The organism is Paenibacillus sp. FSL M7-0134, assembly GCF_038007865.1.
Classification (GTDB): Bacteria; Bacillota; Bacilli; order Paenibacillales; family Paenibacillaceae; genus Paenibacillus; species Paenibacillus polymyxa_B.
The window spans coordinates 1,585,781-1,605,952 of sequence record NZ_JBBOXV010000002.1 but is presented as its reverse complement, the minus strand read 5'-3'; the positions used below and the strand labels follow the sequence as shown (position 1 = coordinate 1,605,952).

The 20,172-nt window shown below is 44.7% G+C and carries 16 protein-coding genes; 4 read left to right on the top strand and 12 right to left on the bottom strand.

The genetic code is table 11. From position 1 onward, the window contains the following. Positions 1-13: 13 nt before the first annotated feature. The gene (locus tag NSQ58_RS23015) at positions 14-2,566 is read right to left on the bottom strand and encodes a beta-mannosidase (RefSeq protein ID WP_341058264.1); all 2,553 of its coding nucleotides are present in this window, start codon (positions 2,564-2,566) and stop codon (positions 14-16) included. A gap of 206 nt (positions 2,567-2,772) precedes the next feature. Then, the gene (locus tag NSQ58_RS23010) at positions 2,773-3,840 is read right to left on the bottom strand and encodes a LacI family DNA-binding transcriptional regulator (protein ID WP_250244598.1); all 1,068 of its coding nucleotides are present in this window, start codon (positions 3,838-3,840) and stop codon (positions 2,773-2,775) included. Positions 3,841-4,120: 280 nt separating this feature from the next. On the opposite strand from NSQ58_RS23010, the gene NSQ58_RS23005 reads away from it, so the two are divergent. Next, positions 4,121-5,812, top strand: a complete 1,692-nt coding sequence (locus NSQ58_RS23005; protein WP_160789687.1) for an ABC transporter substrate-binding protein — start codon at positions 4,121-4,123, stop codon at positions 5,810-5,812. 76 nt (positions 5,813-5,888) lie between these two features. Here the strand turns inward: NSQ58_RS23005 and NSQ58_RS23000 are convergent, their stop codons facing one another. From NSQ58_RS23000 to NSQ58_RS22990, 3 genes are read right to left on the bottom strand one after another with little or no spacing between them, the layout of a single operon-like run. Beyond that, positions 5,889-7,112 (bottom strand): MFS transporter, encoded by a 1,224-nt coding sequence (locus tag NSQ58_RS23000; RefSeq protein ID WP_341058262.1) that lies wholly within the window; start codon positions 7,110-7,112, stop codon positions 5,889-5,891. Positions 7,113-7,114: 2 nt separating this feature from the next. Then, positions 7,115-7,675, bottom strand: a complete 561-nt coding sequence (locus tag NSQ58_RS22995; RefSeq protein WP_341058261.1) for a GNAT family N-acetyltransferase — start codon at positions 7,673-7,675, stop codon at positions 7,115-7,117. 60 nt (positions 7,676-7,735) lie between these two features. Next, a complete protein-coding gene (locus tag NSQ58_RS22990; protein WP_341058568.1) occupies positions 7,736-8,098 on the bottom strand; it encodes a DUF2500 domain-containing protein in 363 nt (120 codons plus the stop codon). Positions 8,099-8,503: 405 nt separating this feature from the next. Between NSQ58_RS22990 and nrdI the strand changes: the two genes are divergently transcribed. From nrdI to nrdF, 3 genes are all read left to right on the top strand, one after another. After that, positions 8,504-8,863, top strand: coding sequence for a class Ib ribonucleoside-diphosphate reductase assembly flavoprotein NrdI (gene nrdI, locus NSQ58_RS22985; protein ID WP_016819181.1), 360 nt, complete (start codon positions 8,504-8,506; stop codon positions 8,861-8,863). After that, positions 8,850-10,934: a class 1b ribonucleoside-diphosphate reductase subunit alpha gene (gene nrdE / locus NSQ58_RS22980; protein WP_341058258.1), complete on the top strand. Its 2,085-nt coding sequence runs from the start codon at positions 8,850-8,852 to the stop codon at positions 10,932-10,934. Before nrdI ends, nrdE begins: the two co-directional genes overlap by 14 nt. Before the next feature lie 219 nt (positions 10,935-11,153). Next, on the top strand, positions 11,154-12,119 hold the full coding sequence (gene nrdF, locus NSQ58_RS22975; protein ID WP_029516760.1) for a class 1b ribonucleoside-diphosphate reductase subunit beta: 966 nt from the start codon (positions 11,154-11,156) through the stop codon (positions 12,117-12,119). Between the two features lie 193 nt (positions 12,120-12,312). On the opposite strand, the gene NSQ58_RS22970 is transcribed toward nrdF, so the two are convergent. The 7 genes from NSQ58_RS22970 to NSQ58_RS22940 form a co-directional block, all read right to left on the bottom strand. Then, positions 12,313-13,566 carry an MFS transporter gene (locus NSQ58_RS22970; protein WP_341058257.1) on the bottom strand — a complete coding sequence of 418 codons (1,254 nt, stop codon included), beginning with the start codon at positions 13,564-13,566 and terminating at the stop codon, positions 12,313-12,315. 155 nt (positions 13,567-13,721) lie between these two features. Further along, positions 13,722-14,195 (bottom strand): MarR family transcriptional regulator, encoded by a 474-nt coding sequence (locus NSQ58_RS22965; RefSeq protein WP_341058255.1) that lies wholly within the window; start codon positions 14,193-14,195, stop codon positions 13,722-13,724. Positions 14,196-14,355: 160 nt separating this feature from the next. Next, entirely contained in the window at positions 14,356-14,781 is a 426-nt protein-coding gene (locus NSQ58_RS22960) for a VOC family protein (protein WP_053325184.1), read from the bottom strand. A gap of 91 nt (positions 14,782-14,872) precedes the next feature. After that, positions 14,873-15,526 carry a hypothetical protein gene (locus NSQ58_RS22955; protein WP_341058254.1) on the bottom strand — a complete coding sequence of 218 codons (654 nt, stop codon included), beginning with the start codon at positions 15,524-15,526 and terminating at the stop codon, positions 14,873-14,875. Between the two features lie 22 nt (positions 15,527-15,548). Further along, entirely contained in the window at positions 15,549-16,088 is a 540-nt protein-coding gene (locus tag NSQ58_RS22950) for a GrpB family protein (RefSeq protein WP_053325183.1), read from the bottom strand. Positions 16,089-16,178: 90 nt separating this feature from the next. Then, positions 16,179-18,287 (bottom strand): class I SAM-dependent methyltransferase, encoded by a 2,109-nt coding sequence (locus NSQ58_RS22945; protein ID WP_028542794.1) that lies wholly within the window; start codon positions 18,285-18,287, stop codon positions 16,179-16,181. A 122-nt stretch (positions 18,288-18,409) separates the two neighbouring features. Further along, entirely contained in the window at positions 18,410-19,942 is a 1,533-nt protein-coding gene (locus NSQ58_RS22940) for an NAD(P)H-binding protein (protein WP_341058252.1), read from the bottom strand. Positions 19,943-20,172 lie beyond the last annotated feature (230 nt).

The window sequence follows — 20,172 nt, the reverse complement described above, 5'->3', positions numbered from 1 at the left end:
CTTTTACTGTTGTCTAACCTTGTATCCAATTGACCAATGAATGTACTGTCAATGTACCCGGCGCAGCTGTCACAAATGCTGATGAACCGTTGCGCAAGGCCAAGAATTCCACTGTTTTTGGAATACCGGGAGCCAGATCCAGATGGTTGTCACTGAAAATACCTTCCTGCTCTGCCGATAGCCACACATGTCTAGCAAGTACATCCGAACACAGCATGAATCTGCTGCCTCCACTTCCCTGAATCTCTGTCACTTCAATTTTTGCCTGCGGTAAATCCATCTCTTTTGTGTCTGCAAAATAAATTTCACCAGAGGCCACCTGTTCACCATTCTGCGTCAGACGCGCGACCAGCATATGCTCCGCCCGCTTCAGGCCACTCAGCCATTTGTCGATAGGCAGTATATGTACAATTCCTGCACCGCCTGCTGGTTGATTTACCTTAACGTTTTCTTCACGAATAGCCTGGCTGCTACGGATATGCAAAAGCGTCAGCCGCAGCGTTCCTGATATCGGCTCTAGTGTATCGTTGACCAGATGCAGGGCCTTATTCCCCTGTCCTGTATCTGTTACACTCAACAGCACATCGGCAAAGCTGCGCTTAGCCGTATATTGGAACGCCTTCCAACGACCAAAATAGTCCATACTCGACCAGGAGGCAACGGGCCAGCAGTCATTCATTTGCCAGTATAATGTTCCCATGCAATAGGGCTTGTGACGACGATGCGCCTCTATAGCTGCTTTCATTGCTTCTGCCTGTAAAATTTGGCTCATGGGAAGAAAACTTGTAAAATCCTTTGGCTCTCGCATGTATCGCTCCATATATTCTTTAATCAGACGATTGCCCGCATCGTTCTTCTGATGTGCCAGCATCACCGCAGATTCCAGCTCCAAATCCTTCTCTTCCGCATAAGTACGAACGGACTTGTATTCAGGAAAGGACTGAAAACCATATTCACTCATAAAACGGCCCACATGGACATGGTAATTCTCAAACGGCTCAGACGCGTGCCATACACCCCAATAATGAATATCACCTGCAGCTGAAGACCGATGGGCATGCTGGTTCCGATCTCTCGTCAGGTCAATCAGTGGGGAGGAGGGCCAATATGCCGTCTGCGCAGACCAGGTGTGTACCGCCTCCGGTAGAATCCGATGAAAGAGCGTTTCATAATCATCCCACAGGCGCTCCCGTTGCTCAGGTGTGTAGTCCTTTTTCCAGCCCCAGCCTCCATTCTCTTCATAATGCGCCCATGCAGAATCGATCTCATTGTTGCCGCACCATAAGGCAATGCAGGGGTGATGACGCAGCCGCTTGATATTGTCCTCGGCTTCCTGTGCCACATTGTCCATAAAATCCTCATCCCCTGGGTACATGCTGCAGGCGAACATAAAATCTTGCCACACGAGCAAACCGTATTCATCACAAAGCTCATAAAATACGTCTTGTTCATAAATACCGCCACCCCACACCCGCAACATATTCATATTCGAGGCTGCTGCACTGGCAATTTCATACCGATATCGTTCCATCGTAACTTCAGTGACAAAACTGTCATTCGGAATATGGTTAGCCCCTTTTGCAAACACTGGAATTCCGTTCAGCTCAAAATAAAAGCTCTCTCCTGCTGCATCCCGTTCACGTACAAGACGGATGGAACGCAGTCCCGTTTTTACTGATTTTTCCGCGATTACAGCTCCTTGTTCTTGTTCCACCAATTCGGCCACAAACGTATATAGATGCGGCTCCCCCAGCCCACGGCACCACCACAGCTTCGGCTTCTTCATCTCCAGCTCCAGCTCCACCGTCTGCTTCCCCTTCAGCAGCCGAACTGGCTTGGACCACACCTTCCCGTCAACGGAAATACGCAACTTGGCATCTCTAATCTCATCTGCATTTTCGATCTCTACCACTGCCATGAGTTTAGCCCCTACCGAATTCACCTCGTCCTGTCGAATAAACAAGTCTCTCACGATCAGACCGGACCACGCTTCGATCCGGACCTCTCTCCAGATACCGCTCGTCACCAGCCTCGGTCCCCAATCCCAACCATAGTGGTAGGGAGCCTTACGTGCGAAAACGCTTACCTTTTTGTCGGACAAACCACCTATCTCGGACTGATCATTGGGTGCAGGGAGTCCATAACCTAAGCTTTCCAGCTTGGGTACATCTTCAGCAATCGGAGAACGAAAACTGATTTCCAGCCGATTTTCCCCTTGCTGAACAAATGCCTTCACATCTTGTCTCCATACCCGAAACATATTATTGGCTGACAAGACAGATTGACCATTCACTTTTACATCCGCGTATGTGTCCAGACCTTCCAACACCAACTCTACACATTGACATTGAAGCTGATCTGCATTTATCTCAAAATGGGCTTCATATACCCAATCCTGCTTATCAATCCACTGTACCTCCATCTCGTTCATACCGATAAACGGATCAGGAATTTTGCCATGTCGTAAAAGATCGGTATGCACACAACCCGGCACTTTCGCGCTGAGCCACTCATCACTTTGTGCTTCCCTAAACCTCCAGCCATCCAACCCTATCACATTAACCATCGTCACAAGCCTCCCTATAAGCATGATTGGGAACATCTGGATTCTTCAGTAACATAACAAAAATAACATTAAGCAAACAAAGTAGTCAATTGTTTTTTAGAACAAATGACAAAATACAAAATAAAAGTCGCCCTCTGCCCCTAAACAGGCTAAAAGCGACCTCCTTCGTCTTCACGGTGTATGGTGTCATAACACGTATCTGGACATTAACTATATGTGATTGTGCTGATGGGACGCTCACGATCATCATTTTCCCGACTGATCCGGGGTGCATGAACTTCCCGTACGAATAGCTCAGCATGTAGCAACTTTTTCTCGACAGGCGAGTTCGGGTTCGTTATGCGCCATAACAACTGGTCCACTGCACGCATTCCCAGCAATTCCTTATCCACTCTTACCGTGGCATAAATCGGCATTTGTTCATTCGTATCGTCAAACCCGGTCACTCCGCAACGCCTCGGAACGTCAATCCCCTTTTCTTTCAGCACATCCACGACTTGCGCAGCAGTCACATCATTAGCACATACAAAAACCTCAGGCAGTTCGTCCTCGGACAACTTTTCCATTTCCTCAGCAAGCGCTTGCGCTCCCCTGTGAAGAAGAGCTTTAATCTGCCGCAATTCTACTCCGCTCATTTCCAGTGTGGAACGACATGCTTCCCAGCGTTCGTAGAAACTGTGAGCGTCATCAATATGACCTACAAACTGAAAGCGGGTATAGCCCCTGCACAGCAAGTCCTTCATTAATTCACTCATGCATGTGCGATTATCTGTAAACACCGTATCACTTAAAAATGCAGAATCCCAATGATCTACCATGACGACCGGAATACCCATCCGATAAATGTTCAGCAACAACGAAGTTGAAATCGTCCCTACTGTGATAATCCCTTTAATCGACTCTGGATTCAGTAAAGAAAACATGTCTTCAGTCGAGGGTTCCGTTAACGTGATCATATCCATACCCTTACGGTTCAGACGCTCGGAAATCCCTTCAAATACAGGCCCCCAGTATCTGGATTCCCTGTTCTGGTACCTAATATTCGGAAATAACACTAGCACGGTACCTGACCATTCTCTGGTATCTGTGTCCCGAGGCTCTACCCCTGTCATTTTGGGGTGACTGCGAAAATAGCCCATCTGGGCGGCAAGCTTGACCAGAACCGCCCTTGTCTCTTCACTTACACCGGGTTTGCCTGATAGTGCACGCGAAACAGCGAACTTTGAAACGCCCGCCGCATCCGCAATTTCTTGCAACGTTACTTTTCCACGCATCTTCTCACCCAACCCTATTCGGAGTCTTTTTCTATCTTAACCTTTCTAATACACGGGTGTACCTATAAACTGGTACCATCGTAGCATACTTTGTTTTAGATCATCAAATGATAGATTTGTACAAATCCACACCCTCCACCAAAATATGTTTGCTTAATAAAAAAACAAACCGCATAACAAGCAATTATAAATTACTTGACGTGAGGTTCTTTATTTCCTACAATTTACTATTGAAAGCACTTACATTGTGTAAATCATACTTATTAAGGGGGATTTGCAAATGTTCAAGAACAGGTTGGTACGACAGAGCTCCATTCTACTCCTGTCTTTGCTGCTGCTCGTTACAACGGGCTGCGCGAATGGAACAGACGGTAAGGCAGAAAAGGAAGATCCTAATGACACCAGTCCCATTACACTTACTTTCTTTGGCGGTGATTCCAGCTCTAACTGGAACAACATGAAGGATGCTGTCGGGCAGGAAATTATCAAGAAAACGGGCGTTACGCTAAATGCCGAACATGCTGTCAATGGTCGAGGCGAGGAAAAGTTTGCTTTAATGGCAGCGAGCGGAGAGTATCCAGATCTCGTGTACCCCAAATCAGACATTGGCAAGTTGGTCGATGCCGGAGCACTCATTGACTTAACAGATCTCATTGATAAATACGGCCCTAACATTAAGAAAGTGTATGGAGACTATTTTAATCGTATTAAATATAGTAGTGAAGATCCAGCCATTTACACGATCCCGACCAATTTGGGTGTGGATCACATCGCGTTTGATGCACAAGCTGGCTTCGAAATCCAGCATCAGGCACTTAAGAAGCTTGGATACCCTAAAATCCGCACCGTTCAAGATTTTGAAAAAGCACTTAAAGATTATGTCGCCAAATACCCTACCACCAATGGCCAGCCTACCATCCCCCTATCACTTGATGCCGAAGACTGGAAAATTCAAATTACAGTGACAAACCCGGCTGTTACTGCTACAGGTGGACCCGACGATGGCGAATATTATATTGATCCTAAAACACACAAAGCCATTCTTCACTACAAGCGCCCAGAAGAACGCGAATATTTCCGTTGGTTGAACCATATGTACAATGAAGGACTGTTGGATAAGGATACTTTTGTACAAAAAAGTGATCAGTACAAGTCCAAAATCGCCGCAGGCCGTGTCATCGGACTCATTGATCAGGAATGGAACTATCAAGATGCCGAAAATGCGCTCAAGGCAGCAGGTAAGGATGAATTCACTTACGCCCATTTTCCAGTCACTTTAAATGAGAAATACGAGGACCATTCCCTTCAGCCTATCGGCTTCGATACTGCATCCGGGATCGGAATTACAACCTCATGCGAAAATCCGGTGCGAGCTATCAAGTTTCTGGATTTTCTGGCCTCCGACGAAGGACAAATTTTACGCAATTGGGGAATTGAAGGCCAGCATTACAACGTAGAGAACGGCAAACGAGTCATTCCGGCGGATGTGCAACAACGTAAAAACACTGATAACGCTTCTTTTAGCAGAGAGTCAGGAATCGGTTTGTACTGGATATGGGGGCCACATTATGGCGATAGCGTGAAGGACCCTTCTGGCAACTATTACACAACCAATTATCCGGAGATGATTACCGAAAATTATAGTCAAGCCGAAAAAGAGTCCCTTCAGGCATACAAAGCCCAGACGTGGAAAGACCTGTTTCCGAACGAAAAGGATTTTCCGGTAAAAGAGTGGGGTGCTGCCTACAACATGCCTGTTCCGACCGATACGAATTACAATGTTATTTATCAAAAGTCGCAGGACATTGTACGCAAACGGATTCCTGAGGCTGTACTCGCCAAGCCAGATCAGTTCGACGCTGTGTATGACCGCATGCTCCAAGAGCTGGACCAGGCAGGTGTTCCAAAGGCTGAAGAAATCTATACTGGCCTAATCCAAAATCGGCTGAAACTGTGGTACGGTGAAAAATAAGGTTTGCTTGCTTTTTAATGAAATATTATAGGGCTGACAGACCATGCTGTTCAGCCCTTCTACATTAACTTTTACATTAAATATTCTGTTTGGTTTCTTTTTCTTTCCAATAATTACTTTTTCCTGAAACACGATGGACGTAAAACAATAAAATGATTGGAATCAACGCAATCCCGCCACACATCACCCAAGATATTTGAATAGGTGTTTGATCGGAAGACAAATCCGTAAAATTACGACTGATGATCCCTGTCACGATTAAACCTACGCACATGCCTAATTGTGAAATCGCAGAATCCAGAGATAGTAATGTGGAACGATACTCATTCGTGATTCTTTTGTTGAGAAAAATTTGTTTGGCAACCGGGTACATCCCGCGCCCAATCTCATAGATTAAAAAGGTAAGCAATACAGGATAAAATGTGTTGAACACACCGGCTAAAATGAGCCATATCCCAATCATCCCGCAAGCATACATGAGTATATGTACATCACTGTATCTGGCGCCTAGCTTTCGAACTAGATAACTTCCCAAAGTCATACATAGTGAATAGCCTGCCTTGATAAACCCCATAATCCAAATTCCTTGTTCGGAAAGGCCAACCAGACGTGGCTGTTGAAATGTATTCCCCGCTGAGTTCGAAAAGCTGATAAATAAACCAATCATAAACACAATCCAGATAGACTTATTTTCAAAACCAATACGCACACTTTCTCCGATAATCGTTTTAATGCGAGTAGTAGACGTCTTTCGATGAGCAACATTCTCCTCATCCATATAAAAGGAGCATAGAAAAATGCATACAATAATAGATAAAATGCTAGCCGCCCATGGAAGTGAATAGTTAAAAGTTGCGAGGAAGGCCCCCAACAGACCACAAATAAATCCCGAGATGTACTGTATACTGTTAGAGGTTGTAAAAAGAACTTCCACGGGCTTATCACTGTTTTCCACAACCCAGGATTCTAACGAACCTGATTGTAAACATATAGCCAGCCCCCCAAAGACTTGCGCAAACACAAGTACCCCGATATGATCTGTCCAAACGAACAATACACTGTAGACTAAAAAACAGCAAAGTCCCAAAATAACAGAAATTTTTCTTCCATACTTGTCTGCAATAGCCCCTGTGGGTATCTCAAACAAAAAAATACTTACAAAGAATACAACCAGTAAGAAGTTCGCACTCTGCAAAGAAAGTCCTTTAGCTAATAGAAATAGGATGAGCGTAGTCCCCGTGATTTCACTCATAAAAAATTGAAGGAAGCTGACGGAGTAAAATAGCTTATGAGGTTGCACTCTCAGGATTCCGTCGCTTGCTCTGCAGCCTCATATTCACTTCGCAAAATCCCCATCTGAATAATGTCATAGTATTGCCCTTCCCTGAATAGCTTTTCCCGTAGCCGCCCTTCTTCCTTGAAGCCGCAGGCCAGATAGCAACGGTGTGCACGTTCATTGAACGCATAGACCTCCAGCTCCAGCCGATGCAGGTTCAGTGAATGAAATGCAAATTTTTGTAACAGTCGGATCGCTTCCCGTCCATAACCTTTGCCCAGGTCACCGTCACGCCCGATCACAATACCAAGGGTAGCGTGCCGATTCACCCAGTTGATTTTAAATAAATCCAGTTGTCCGATATAGTCCAGTGTGTCTTTATGCGCAATGACAAAACCTTTGATCTCGGAGTTGCCGTCAATCATCATTTGTACAAAAGACTCACTATTAGTCTGTGAATGCGGATAGACAAACACGTCGCTTAACCCGTGTGTGATTTCCGGGTCATTGACCCATTTTCGGATATTCGGTATATCTTCTTGACGGTATTCTCTCAATACAATTCGTTTTCCAATGATATGTGGCATCGTCATTTTCCTCTCAGTATGTATTTTGTTCGGGTAGTACTCTAGTTTTCCGGTCAACCTTTATGCTTCCATTACTCTTACAAACTCCAGAAAACGTGTACCTTTATAATGAAGCTCCCCACGATCTCCGATCACAATCATACCAAAATCCGTATCCTTCACCTCCAGCTCCATACGCTCACCCCCGTCAAACTCAAAGGTGATATAATAATATGTCGAAGCTGAAAAATCGCCTGATCCCCCGCGCACTCTCGTCCGTTTATCCACAACCTTACATGAACGTTTTACCCGTTCGGCTGCTTGATTGGACAGGCCCGCTCCTATCGTTTTGACAATTCCCATAATGATTACAAAAACAATAAGTCCAAATACGATAAAAAAGATTGTATTAAACGATTGAAATTCCATAAAATCACTTCCCATTTGCTTCATCCTTTCTACAGTAAAATGTAAATTTTCCATTCTATTGCCCATTGACAAATCGTACATCTTCACCCTCAAAAACTCCAATACTTTTTTAACATACTTACGAAAAAAAAGTTCTTTCGCTCTTTTCCGCACCCCGCTTGGACTTATACCCGATCTGGGTCCTCTGATCCCTTCTAGACCGATTGACAAAACTATATATAGATATAAAATAGAGAATGTACTCTAAATATAGTGTAAAAAACGTATTTATGCCCGATATCTTGAAGATACAGGTATGAAAATACATGTAAATATAGAGTCAAAATCTTAAATGGCGCAGCCAGCAAGGGATTCCATCTATAATAGATCCTAGGCAATGCGTTTTCTTTTTTCGTTAATTGTTTAAGGAGGTTGCATACCATGCTGATTGCATATGATTCGAAGACCGGCAATGTAAAAAGATTTATAAACAAGCTCAAGCTTCCAGCGGTTCAGATCGAGGAGCAAATGACTATAGAAGAACCTTACGTACTTATTACATATACAACTGGGTTTGGGCAGATACCTGAGAGGGTGTCTTCCTTTTTAAAAAAGAATGCTCAAAACCTTGTTGGTGTAGCTGCAAGCGGCAACCGTAACTGGGGTGAGAAATTTGCCAAAAGTGCGGATTTGATTGCCGATCATTATAATGTCCCCGTGATTAGTAAATTTGAATTATCTGGAACGTTCGGAGATGTAGAGCGTTTTAAACAGGAGGTGAGCCGAGTTGCGGCATATTGAATTGAACAACATGTTGATGAAACGCGATACAGACGGCTTTTTCCAATTGGAAAAAGACCAAGAGGCTGTAGCAGAGTTTATGAAGGAAGTTCAGGAACGGAGTTTGAAGTTTGCTGACACAGCCGCTCAAGTGCTGTATATGATTGAGAATGATTATTACGAAAATTTCTATAACAGCTACACGGCTGACGAAATTAATGATATTTTCCATATCACTCATAGCTATAATTTTAAATTTCCTTCCTATATGGCAGCATCCAAGTTTTACACCGACTATGCAATGAAGAGTAACGACCGGAAAGTCTATCTGGAACATTACCCTGACCGGGTTGCTGCTGTCGCGCTGCATTTAGGACGCGGTAACGCCGATAAGGCACGCCTGTTGTCCCGCTCGATGATGGAGCAACGCCTCCAGCCAGCAACACCAACCTTCCTGAATGCAGGCAAAAGCCGCCGTGGGGAATTGGTATCCTGCTTCCTGCTCGAAATGGACGACTCCCTGAACTCAATCAACTATGTGCTGAACACCTGCATGCAGTTGTCCAAAATCGGGGGCGGTGTTGCGGTCAACCTGTCGAAGCTGCGAGCACGCGGCGAAGCGATTAAAGGCGTAGAAGGCGCAGCAAAAGGCATTATGCCTGTGCTGAAGCTGATGGAAGACGGCTTCTCCTATGCGGATCAAATGGGGCAACGTAAAGGCTCTGGCGCAGCCTATTACAACATTTTCGGATGGGACGTGCTTGAGTTCCTGGATAGCAAAAAAATCAATGCTGACGAAAGAGTACGTCTCAAGACACTTTCTATTGGATTACTGGTGCCAAACCGCTTTTACAAGCTGGCTCAAGATAATGAACCGCTGCATGTATTTGCTCCTTACAGTGTGTTCAAAGCCTATGGAACGCATCTGGACGACATGGATTTGGATGAAATGTACGACACGCTGCTCGCTGACGAGCGGGTGAAGAAAAAAATAGCGATGAGCGCACGTGACATGCTGACGAAAATTGCCATGATTCAGTTGGAGTCTGGTTATCCATATATCATGAACAAAAGTAACGCGAACCAGGCACATGCTCTTAAAAACGTGGGTCAAGTCAAGATGTCGAACCTATGCACGGAAATCTTCCAGTTGCAGGAAACCTCCGAAATTACAGATTACGGACAACAGGATACTATCCGCCGGGACGTGAGCTGTAATCTGGCTTCTCTGAACATTGTAAATGTGATGGAACATGGTAAAATTCGCGAATCCGTTCATGAGGGTATGATTGCGCTCACCTCAGTCAGCGATATGACCCAAGTAGCTAATGCACCAGGTGTTGCAAAAGCGAACCGGGAAATGCACTCCGTCGGTCTGGGTGTTATGAATCTGCACGGCTACTTTGCCAAAAACAAAATTGCGTATGAAAGCAATGAAGCAAAAGACTTTGTCCGTACCTTCTTCATGACGATGAACTATCATTCCATCGAAAAGAGTATGGAAATCGCAAAAGCAGCTGGACAAAGCTTTTATGGATTTGAGGAATCGGATTATGCGACAGGCGTATATTTTGACCGATACCTGAACACAGATTATCGTCCGACAACTGCACGTGTGCAAGAGTTGTTCAAAGGCATCTATGTTCCGACTTCAGCGGACTGGGACAAATTAAAAGCAGATGTGATGAAAAATGGTCTGTACCACGCCTATCGTATGGCGATTGCGCCGACTGCTAGCATTTCGTACATTCAAAATGCAACATCCAGCGTCATGCCGATTGTTGAGCAGATTGAAACCCGTACCTATGCCAATTCGACGACCTACTATCCAATGCCTTATTTGCAAAAGGATAACGTGTTCTTCTATAAATCCGCTTATCAAATGGATCAGTTCAAAGTGCTTGATCTGATTGCAGAAATCCAGCCACACGTGGACCAAGGAATTTCGACCGTGCTTCATGTGAACAGTGACGTGACTACGCGTCAGTTAGCACGCTGCTATCTGTACGCCGCACACAAAGGACTTAAATCGTTATACTACACACGCACCAAAAAGCTGTCTGTGGAAGAGTGCCTCACCTGCTCCATCTAAAGCATACATGGTAACAAGCTGTAGTATAAAAATTAGATTTTGAATAAATATGGATGCTTTGCATTAGAAGCTGTATCCAGCGTGTGGTTCAGACCTTTACGGGACTGGACAAGACCCTCGCGGATACAGCTTCCGTATGTCAAGCATACGATGATTCGCCTGCACTATTTCAATATGTGTTTCCAGGGAATCTCGCAAGCTGAAGGGAGAATGCTAACAATGACAGGTATACAAGCTGTAAACTGGAATCGCTCGGACGATGATTTCACACTGATGTTCTGGAACCAGAACATTATGCAATTTTGGACGGATGATGAAATCCCGTTGTCTGACGATAAAATGTCCTGGGTAACCCTCAGTGATATCGAAAAAGAAGCCTACATGAAGGTGCTGGGCGGATTGACGCTACTGGACACCATTCAAGGCGGCGTGGGTATGCCGCAAATTATGGAGCATGTGGACGGACTGCAGCGCAAAGCCGTACTAAGCTTTATGGCGATGATGGAACAAATTCATGCCAAGTCGTACAGTAGCATCTTTACAACGCTAGCTTCCACGGAAGAAATTGACGGCGTATTCCGCTGGGTGGAAGAAAATCCCCATCTCCAAACCAAGGCAGAAACCATTCGTCAGTATTATATGAATATCCACACACCGAAAGACCTGTATCTCGCGATGGCAGCGTCGGTGCTGTTAGAAAGCTATTTATTTTATAGCGGCTTCTTCTACCCTCTTTATCTGGCGGGCCAGGGCAAGTTAACATGCAGTGGAGAAATTATCGATTTGATCCTACGGGACGAAAGTATTCACGGTGTGTACGTAGGTGTACTGGCACAGGAGATTTATGCAGAATTGGATGAGGAAGAACAACGTGATCTTTACCAGACGCTGGTAGGCTTGTTGCGCTACTTGCATAATAACGAGGAACAATACACCGAGCAAATTTACACTCCTATTGGACTCGTAGACGATGTGAAAGTCTTTTTGCGCTACAACGCCAACAAGGCCATGATGAACTTGGGCTTTGATCCACTGTTTGAAGAAGAGGAAGTTAATCCCATTGTATTCAACGGCATCAGCACTCACACTAAGCAGCATGATTTCTTTTCTAAAAAAGGAAACGGCTATGTGCGGGCGATGAATGTAGAGCCGCTGACAGATGATGATTTTAATTTTGGCGTATAAGTACAAATACGTGAAATTAGTTTAGCAAGGTGATACTATGAAGAGCCATCCGCATACGGATGGCTCAGACTGTAAACAAAGTAGATAGTTTACATATTTCAGGATTTTGCAAAATTCGATTCCAGTCGCTCCGAAGTGCAAGATATAGACGAACTAAACCATTTCGATCTATATCTTGTTCATTGGAAGTCGCTTATGGGATTTTTGCAAAATCCTCATTTACTTGCGTTCGCTTATATAAAACTGGTATTGCCGCTGCTATAAGGATCATACCCATAAAAGCGGGTGCGGCATGACCAAGTGACACATAGATTTGACCTCCAATGATAGGCCCAATCATTCTTGCTAAAGCCTGAATAGATTGACTACCTCCTTGAATCCTTCCTTGTTCACTAGAATCGACAGACTTGGAGAGCATCCCATTGAATGAAGGCCCAAAGATCGAATCACCAAAACCAAATATAAACATTCCAGCGATAAAAAGAGGATAGAATGAGAACAAAGTAGATAGCGCAATAAGACTATAGCCTATAATCTCCGAAACCATTCCAAGAATGGCTATCTGTTTATCACTAAGTTTTCTCAAAAGCTTTGGCATGATGAAACCTTGTGAGATAATGTCTTGGACACCCATAATTGAGAACATAAGTCCGATTAGTGTAGGCTTCCAACTAAAAGTATCCATTGTAAATTGTGAAAAAACGGCCTGTAAAGATCCGTTGGGTATCCAAAGTAAGAACGCTGAGATAAGTAGCCTGTTTAAGTTTTTCATGGAAAGCAGGTTTGCAAGCTGTATGAATGGATTAAGTCTTACAAAAGTAATTTCTTTCAGTCTATGTTTCTTGTCAAGGCTCTCAGGCATAAAAAAGAATCCATATATAACATTCACTAAAGTTATAATTGCTCCAAAATACATGGGTACAGAATAACCAAACTTGGCAAGTAATCCGCCTACAGTTGGGCCAATGACGGTACCTACACCTACAACCGCACTCACCCATCCAAAGTATTTAGTTCTCTGTTCTGGAGGAATGATGTCTGCAAAATAGGCGAAGATCGTGCTTATGCTCCCACCTGTTATACCCTCTATTATGCGTCCCGCAAATAGTACCCATAGAGCTCCTCCTATGCCAAAAACCAAGTACCCGATTGCGGAACCCAAAAGGCATACTAAGAGCAATGGACGACGGCCATATTTGTCACTCAGAGCTCCAAGCACGGGGGCCGCAAAAAACACGCAGAAGGCATAAACAGAAGTCAGCAGCGTGACAACGATAGCTTGTTGTCCCGGATTGCTTATATAAGGCTGTACTAAGAATGGGACGACAGGTGCTATGATACTGAAGCCTATTCCGCAAAGAAACACAGAGATAAGACCGAATATTAAAGCGTGTTTATCTACGGTTTGTTCTGTGTTCTGTTCATGGTGTGATCTAAATTTGAACATTAAATTCTCCCCTTAAAAATTGTTATTTTGCTTCCTCGGAAGCAAAAATATCGTATCACAGTTTTGCTTCCTCGGCAACAAAACAGTAGCAAAAAAAATGCAGCCCGTTCTCAATAGAACCCAGCTGCCTGTGGTTTGATTTTCATTATTCAAATTTATTCCGACTTAATATCTACACCCTGTTTCTTTATTTCTGCATCCAAATGCCTACTATACTTTTCCAGGAAGCTAATCATACTGTCAAATTGCTCCTCAGTTACCTGCTCAAATACAGCTTTATCCCGCTCTTGAAACTCTTTGTGCAGTTCCTCATGGATTTTATAGATTACTTTCCCTTGCTCCGTAAGCCTAAAATAGATTTCTTTCTTGTTATCCGGCTTCTGGTAGCTTTCGATAATGCCTCTTTTTATGAGCTTCTTAGTTATTTTACTTATGGCACCGCTAGTCATATAAAGGGACTCCGCAAGTTTTGTCACGTTGGAATCTACATTTCTTTCAATGTATTCGATGCAATGTACTTCAGAAGACTTATAACCCTTAAGACTGTCTTCCATCTTATCCTTATTAAGCCAAACTATCTTGTTATATAAGTCCCTGAAGCCCATTATGACCTGTTCTTCTTTGTTCATGGCCTGTCCTCCCACCCGTTGGTGCATTAACAACATAATATAATATATTTTTGTTTCTATTTCAACAATATTAAAATCATTATTTATTCTAGGAATTGAACTATACGTAAAAAAAACGGCCAGATCGCTAAAGTAGCGGAATCGAGCCGTTTTCCATTTCTTAAGACCGAGCCTCTGTGAACATTTGAAAGGTGACACCAAACTTGTCTGTTACATTCCCATAAGCGGGACTAAAATGGGTTTCCTGCAAAGGCATTCCCACCTGTCCTCCTTGCTGTAGAGCATCAAACATTTTTTGAGCTTGCTCCACACTATCGGTTGTAATACAGATACTCACCTGATTCCCGCTGCTAAACGGTGATCCGGGAAAGGTATCAGAAAACATGAGCTCTGTCTCACCCACTTTAAGGGTAGCATGTCCCACACGTTCCTTGACCTCTGCGGGAATGGGAAAATCGGGGTTTTCCGGCATTTCCCCAAAGGTTTGAATAAAAAGCAGTTGAGCATCCAATGCCTCTTCATAAAATTCGATTGCTTCTTTTGCATTTCCATCCATCGTGATGTAAGGAATCAAACGTTTGGACATCTTCAACACAGCTCCTTTAATTCGAGGTGATTACCCAGCCATTTCTCCTGTATTATATACAAAACTTGTCAAGAAAAACAAATCTGTATTCTTAGCTTTCATGCACCTGAACGCCAAGCTGCTTTAGCTCCTTTATCGCTTCCGTAACGTTACGCTGTGGATGAAGCGCAGAGATCATCTGTGCAGTGATCGGAACGCCGTTGAAAATCTGGCTTACCACCCCTAGAGAAATCGGCAACTCATAGTAACTTTCAGCCCAATCCTGATATTCCTCCGGTGTAACTATAATTTTCCCCAGCAAAAAGGATGAGCCATCGTCATACGCCTCGGGAATGTTCGCATTGCCCATACGCCACTCCTTATCTTCCGCTTCCCTCCACATACAAAAGGTAACGTCCTCCTTCTCCAGCGCTTCGTCTTCCAAGAGCTCCATCATATCATCAGGCACACCGTCGTACATGCCCGGCCAGACCTCATATTCGTCTCTCGCATGAGGACTTACAGGGGATTCGTGGTCAAAACCCTTCAACAGCACACCTCCACGCGTCCATAGCATATGAATCGTATCTCCAGCGCCGTTGTTCACCTCACCCAGGCATACATCACCAGACCATTCAGATTGCATACGATACGTGCGTAACCAATCTTCTGGGGACAATATAATGTCCAGCGCTGACAGCAGCATCATTCTGTCTTTTAAACCATTCGGCGTTACCTGTGCATCAAGCATCATATTCTTCATCATTCCTCCACCTTGTCCATGCGTACTAAGAATTCATCTGTCCCTGCCTATATCTTTCAAGCTTCGCCCGCTCAATCACCTTCCGAATGAATGGTCCTTTGGCTTCGGTATACGCTGCACGGTCATATTTGAATTGGTACGCCAAATCTTTTTTTAAAGTATCATACGCTCGCAGGCTATCAGGATGCGCTTTTAAGTAATCTCTGAACAATAGATGGTTTTCCCAATGCTCACCTTTATACTTGTAAATATGCAAGTGATGAGTCCCAGCTCCCCATTCTCCACGGCGAAAGAAAGCTCTCTCTGGAAAATCAGGCTTATGTACATATTCATATTGAAACCCTTGTAGACGCTCTCGATGTTCGGATTGAAGACTTGCCAACTCTTCTACTCCAACCATAATATCAATAATAGGCTTGGCTCCCAGATTAGGAACGGACGTACTACCGATATGCTCTATGCCGACACATACATCTTTGAGAGCCTCTACAATTTTCCTTTGCTCTCGCATATACTCTTCAGCCCACTGCGGGTCATACCCGGATATTTCCACCTGCGAGGACATACATGAACACACCTCCACTAGCTTTCTAAAAAATGCCTTCCAATCGTGCTTGGCACAAATCAGAAGGCATTCTCTTGTTCAAATTAAAAATCATTCAGCAATTCCAGCCCTATTATTCGGCTTCTCAATCACGATCAGACAGGTACTGTCTGGCAAAGGAACCCGCTGGCCCTGCTCATCCATGAACTCAACACGGCTGGACAGCGCCTCGGCATAGCCCTCCTGTAAATAATGGCGGCTCACCCGGATAATCGCTTGTGATCCAAGTGTGTTATGGATACACTCTTCATACTGTGACGGGGTAAAATAACCAAACTGCTCCTGCACTTCATGCACATAGGCTTCCGCCCCCCATGTATAGGTATATAGAAATTCCATCGCATCGTTCACTGGCAAAACAGCCTCATGCTCACCCACACGCTCTATTTCAATGTGGCGGCCTGCAAAATCTTGCGCATACCGCATCAGCCATTCCATTCCGTCCGGCTCCAAGAATCGAATTCGTCTGCGCTGCTCTACTGGTTCGGTCATAATACCGTCACGAATGATGATACGCCCGCCGGGTGCAAGCACACGATAGGCACTCTGCAAAGCAGCCTCCACCGTTTGTGGATTGAACCGAATTCCATCTCGTTCGATGTAGGAATAGAGCTCGTGAAGAATCGAAGAGAAGATGACCGTGTCCATGCTCCCCGTTTCCACATATTCCTCCAACCGAAGCGCATCTCCTTTGATGACATCCCAACGATGGCGCTCCAATTGCTTTTTACGTTTAAGTGCCTCAATGACATTCACAGAAATATCAAGACCTAATGGCTTCGCATCTGGTCTTTCCTGTTCGATCAGATCCAGCAGCACGCCCCCGCCGGGTCCAATATCCAGTATGCGGGTTCCCGTCACGTAATCCAAAATGACCCTTTTGTAATCTACGGTCTGGTTCATATCTGTAAGATACGTTTCCTCATTGTGAAAGCGATCATAAGCATCACGCCGTAATCCGAACAGATCGAACAGCAGCAGGACTGCTTTGTCATACAGAGGCGTTTTTTCTGCTTCAATACAAAAATCGATTAGTTTCTCAGCCGCAGATGAAAATACAAAATTAAAAAATACAGTACTCGGCAGCTCCTCTTTATGCTCCACGATCACACTCAAATGAGGATTATGCTTCCGTTTCCCTTTTGAGATGTCCTGCCAGGACAGTGCACTTAAATATTTTTCTATCATTCGTTTTTTATATACGTTAATTTTCTTGACACCACGATAGTCATAATACATCGTATTCATAAGCGATTCGAAGCTGATATGGCGAACGGTCGCAGGCTGTTCCTGCCCCGTCCCATCCCTTAATGTGAGTAAGAATACCTTTACCAGTTCTTGAAGTGAAAAATCCTGCAAAGCTGATTCTACATACCAAAGTGTCCGATTCTCCAACGGAGCCAGCGCCTTCTCTACATTCAACTCCTGCTCTAGTTCTGTGTAAGCCTGCTCGAACGGCTCTCCTTCATGAATCGAAACCGACCGTAATCTCTCCAGTCGCTCCTTTACACTCCAGACTACAGGAGCGTTATCCCATGCAATCCAGCCGATCAGCTGCTCTACTTCACTGCGTACTTGGTCCCATAATGCAGGTTCTACCCCGGCGATAATACACTCGTTCAGGGCCCGTAAAACAAGCTCCAGTTCCTCAGAGCTCAGCCAGCCCTTACGAGTAATTTCAAGCAGCAGTCGATTTTCCGCAAAAGGAATTTCTCCCCGTATATATTGCCCGATCAATCCATGCGTCTCAATCAGAATTCGGGTCATGCTATTGCGCGGGTACGCAGGGGACTCCGCTTGGGCCTGTCTGACATACAGTTGGGAGGAGCCGATGTTATGTACAAATAAATTAATGCCCTCATGCTGCCAGCGTAGCCGTTCGCGGACTGTACCTCCTTTGGCTGTCTCAGACCACACCAATACATCCTCCAGCAGCTCTTTAACCCAGAATGACAATGGAAGTCCGTCCAAAATAAGCAACGTACGCTCCACGTAATCCAGTACAGGATTGGCATCCTTTAACTCACCTATAGATCGAATGCGTTCCAAATTTACAATACGCTCCTCAGCCGAAACAAGCAGCTTTAACCAAGTCGGTGTATCCCAGGCCAGATCATTTTCTTTCCTGTAATTAGCAATGGCTTTTAACGATTGCAGCATTTTTCTCACCTCGTGTGATTCGGATTCGGTATGCACAGGAGACTTTGGATAGGACATTTGGATAAAACCTTGTATATATTACACTTTACCATACATTTGTAGCTTCCATCTCGTGGAAAATATTAAACATTTGTATCAATCAACCGCTTGACATACTTGCCAAACGCATACATAACCCCCAAATGTACTTTGGCCTGTGTATATTTATAAATAAACCAAGGCAGCGATGGCACATAATCATGAATGGCTACGACACAAATATTTGTACCGGGAATTTGCAGGAACTCAAGCCTGCCGCGATGGTCTTCCTTTACAGTGGCAAAAGTACCTCCTGTGATTCGATAGAGTGCAAACTCAGAGGTGCTCTGCGCACGGTCATAAATCATTTCTAACAACGGCTTTCGACTACCCAAGAGATACAACTGATAGGTATCCGGGCCCCGTGTCTCGACACGCACCCAAGGTTTTGCAAAGACCGGAAGCCAGGCCAAATAGCGTTCCCCGGCCCATGTTGCATCCTTACCAGGCGGGAGTTTGATCCGTTGCACCGAGCGTACATCAGATTTTAATGATCGAATTGCTGACTTTAACGGCTTTTTGGACTTGCTATGGGAATTCTTCTTATGCCGATATTCTTCTTCCTGCTCGAGTGAGGTTCGAGCTGCTTTGTCAAAGGAAATCTTCCCATCGCTGATGCCTTGAACCTTATGTTTCCGTTGCGCCACCATCGGATGAGCCAAGCTTTCAATCAGCGGATAAGCCATCTCTTTGGAGGCTCCAGTCACTAGGGTAACCCAAAGGCGGGACAGTTTGATCGTCAGCAACGGCACATTAAAAAAGCGACGCTTTTTATCCATTATTTCCGCTGTTCTTTGCATCATTTCTCTATATGTCATAACCTCCGGCCCGCCTACGTCTATAATTTGTTCATCAAGAGTACGGTTGCCGATGCTCCGATCCAGCGCATTCAAAATATCCTCCAATGCAATCGGGTGGGTCTTGGTTCGGGTCCAACGAGGCAGAATCATGACTGGTAATCTGCGAACGAGCTTGACCAAAATTGGAAACGATGAACCCTGTGGGCCGACGATCAAGCCTGCACGAATTGTGGTTACAGGTACTCCAAAAGACTTCAATACACGCTCAACCTCCAGACGGCTGCGTAAATGTCGGGATAGTTCATCCTCACTTGTATGCTCGGGAAGGATACCGCTCAAGTATACAATCTGCTTCACCCCGTTATTACGCGCTGCCCGGGCAAAATGCTCTGCCAAAATCACATCCATATCCTCAAATGTTCCTTGTGTCAGCTTCGCTGAGGGCAGCATGGAATGAATGAGATATACGGCATAATCCGCTCCATGTAATCCTTGATTTGCATCCTCCATGGAAAAAAAATCACACGAGCGCCATTCCACGTGCTCTGTATTTTTACGCTGATCTCCACTGCGGGATAAGGCAATGACATCTGCATGCTCAGTCAGCCTCTGCAGCAGATTATGCCCGATATAACCACTGGCGCCTGTCAGTGCAATTCGGGATCTGCCTTTTGGATACAATGCTTCACACTCCCGCTCTACTTGTCTTATCTCAGGTTCCGGTCGATACTGCTCATCTATACGCCTTTGTCTGTCATTACGTTGCTGCTCATTCACTACACACCGCTCCCCACTCGTTATCACGCTCTGTGTTTCACATACCCTGATTTACAGTACCCGTAACAAGCCCCATGACAAGACATGGAAACGTAAACTAGACAGTGCCACCCCAGACAAAACAAATGACCGTAACTTCCATATAAGGAGTTACGGTCAGCCTGTTTACTTCCATATATAGTTTAACGGGACGACTCCCACTACCTCCATCTTCCGAACTTATCATTCTG

Excerpts from the sequence above, each read along its gene's own strand:
- NSQ58_RS23010 (WP_250244598.1), bottom strand. The coding sequence starts at position 3,840 with ATGCGTGGAAAAGTAACGTTGCAAGAAATTGCGGATGCGGCGGGCGTT.
- NSQ58_RS22990 (WP_341058568.1), bottom strand. The coding sequence starts at position 8,098 with ATGGGAAGTGATTTTATGGAATTTCAATCGTTTAATACAATCTTTTTT.
- NSQ58_RS22970 (WP_341058257.1), bottom strand. The coding sequence starts at position 13,566 with ATGTTCAAATTTAGATCACACCATGAACAGAACACAGAACAAACCGTA.
- NSQ58_RS22960 (WP_053325184.1), bottom strand. The coding sequence starts at position 14,781 with ATGTCCAAACGTTTGATTCCTTACATCACGATGGATGGAAATGCAAAA.
- NSQ58_RS22950 (WP_053325183.1), bottom strand. The coding sequence starts at position 16,088 with ATGTCCTCGCAGGTGGAAATATCCGGGTATGACCCGCAGTGGGCTGAA.
- NSQ58_RS23005 (WP_160789687.1), top strand. The coding sequence starts at position 4,121 with ATGTTCAAGAACAGGTTGGTACGACAGAGCTCCATTCTACTCCTGTCT.
- NSQ58_RS22945 (WP_028542794.1), bottom strand. The coding sequence starts at position 18,287 with ATGCTGCAATCGTTAAAAGCCATTGCTAATTACAGGAAAGAAAATGAT.
- NSQ58_RS22955 (WP_341058254.1), bottom strand. The coding sequence starts at position 15,526 with ATGATGAAGAATATGATGCTTGATGCACAGGTAACGCCGAATGGTTTA.
- NSQ58_RS22995 (WP_341058261.1), bottom strand. The coding sequence starts at position 7,675 with ATGCCACATATCATTGGAAAACGAATTGTATTGAGAGAATACCGTCAA.
- NSQ58_RS22965 (WP_341058255.1), bottom strand. The coding sequence starts at position 14,195 with ATGAACAAAGAAGAACAGGTCATAATGGGCTTCAGGGACTTATATAAC.
- NSQ58_RS23015 (WP_341058264.1), bottom strand. The coding sequence starts at position 2,566 with ATGGTTAATGTGATAGGGTTGGATGGCTGGAGGTTTAGGGAAGCACAA.
- nrdF (WP_029516760.1), top strand. The coding sequence starts at position 11,154 with ATGACAGGTATACAAGCTGTAAACTGGAATCGCTCGGACGATGATTTC.
- nrdI (WP_016819181.1), top strand. The coding sequence starts at position 8,504 with ATGCTGATTGCATATGATTCGAAGACCGGCAATGTAAAAAGATTTATA.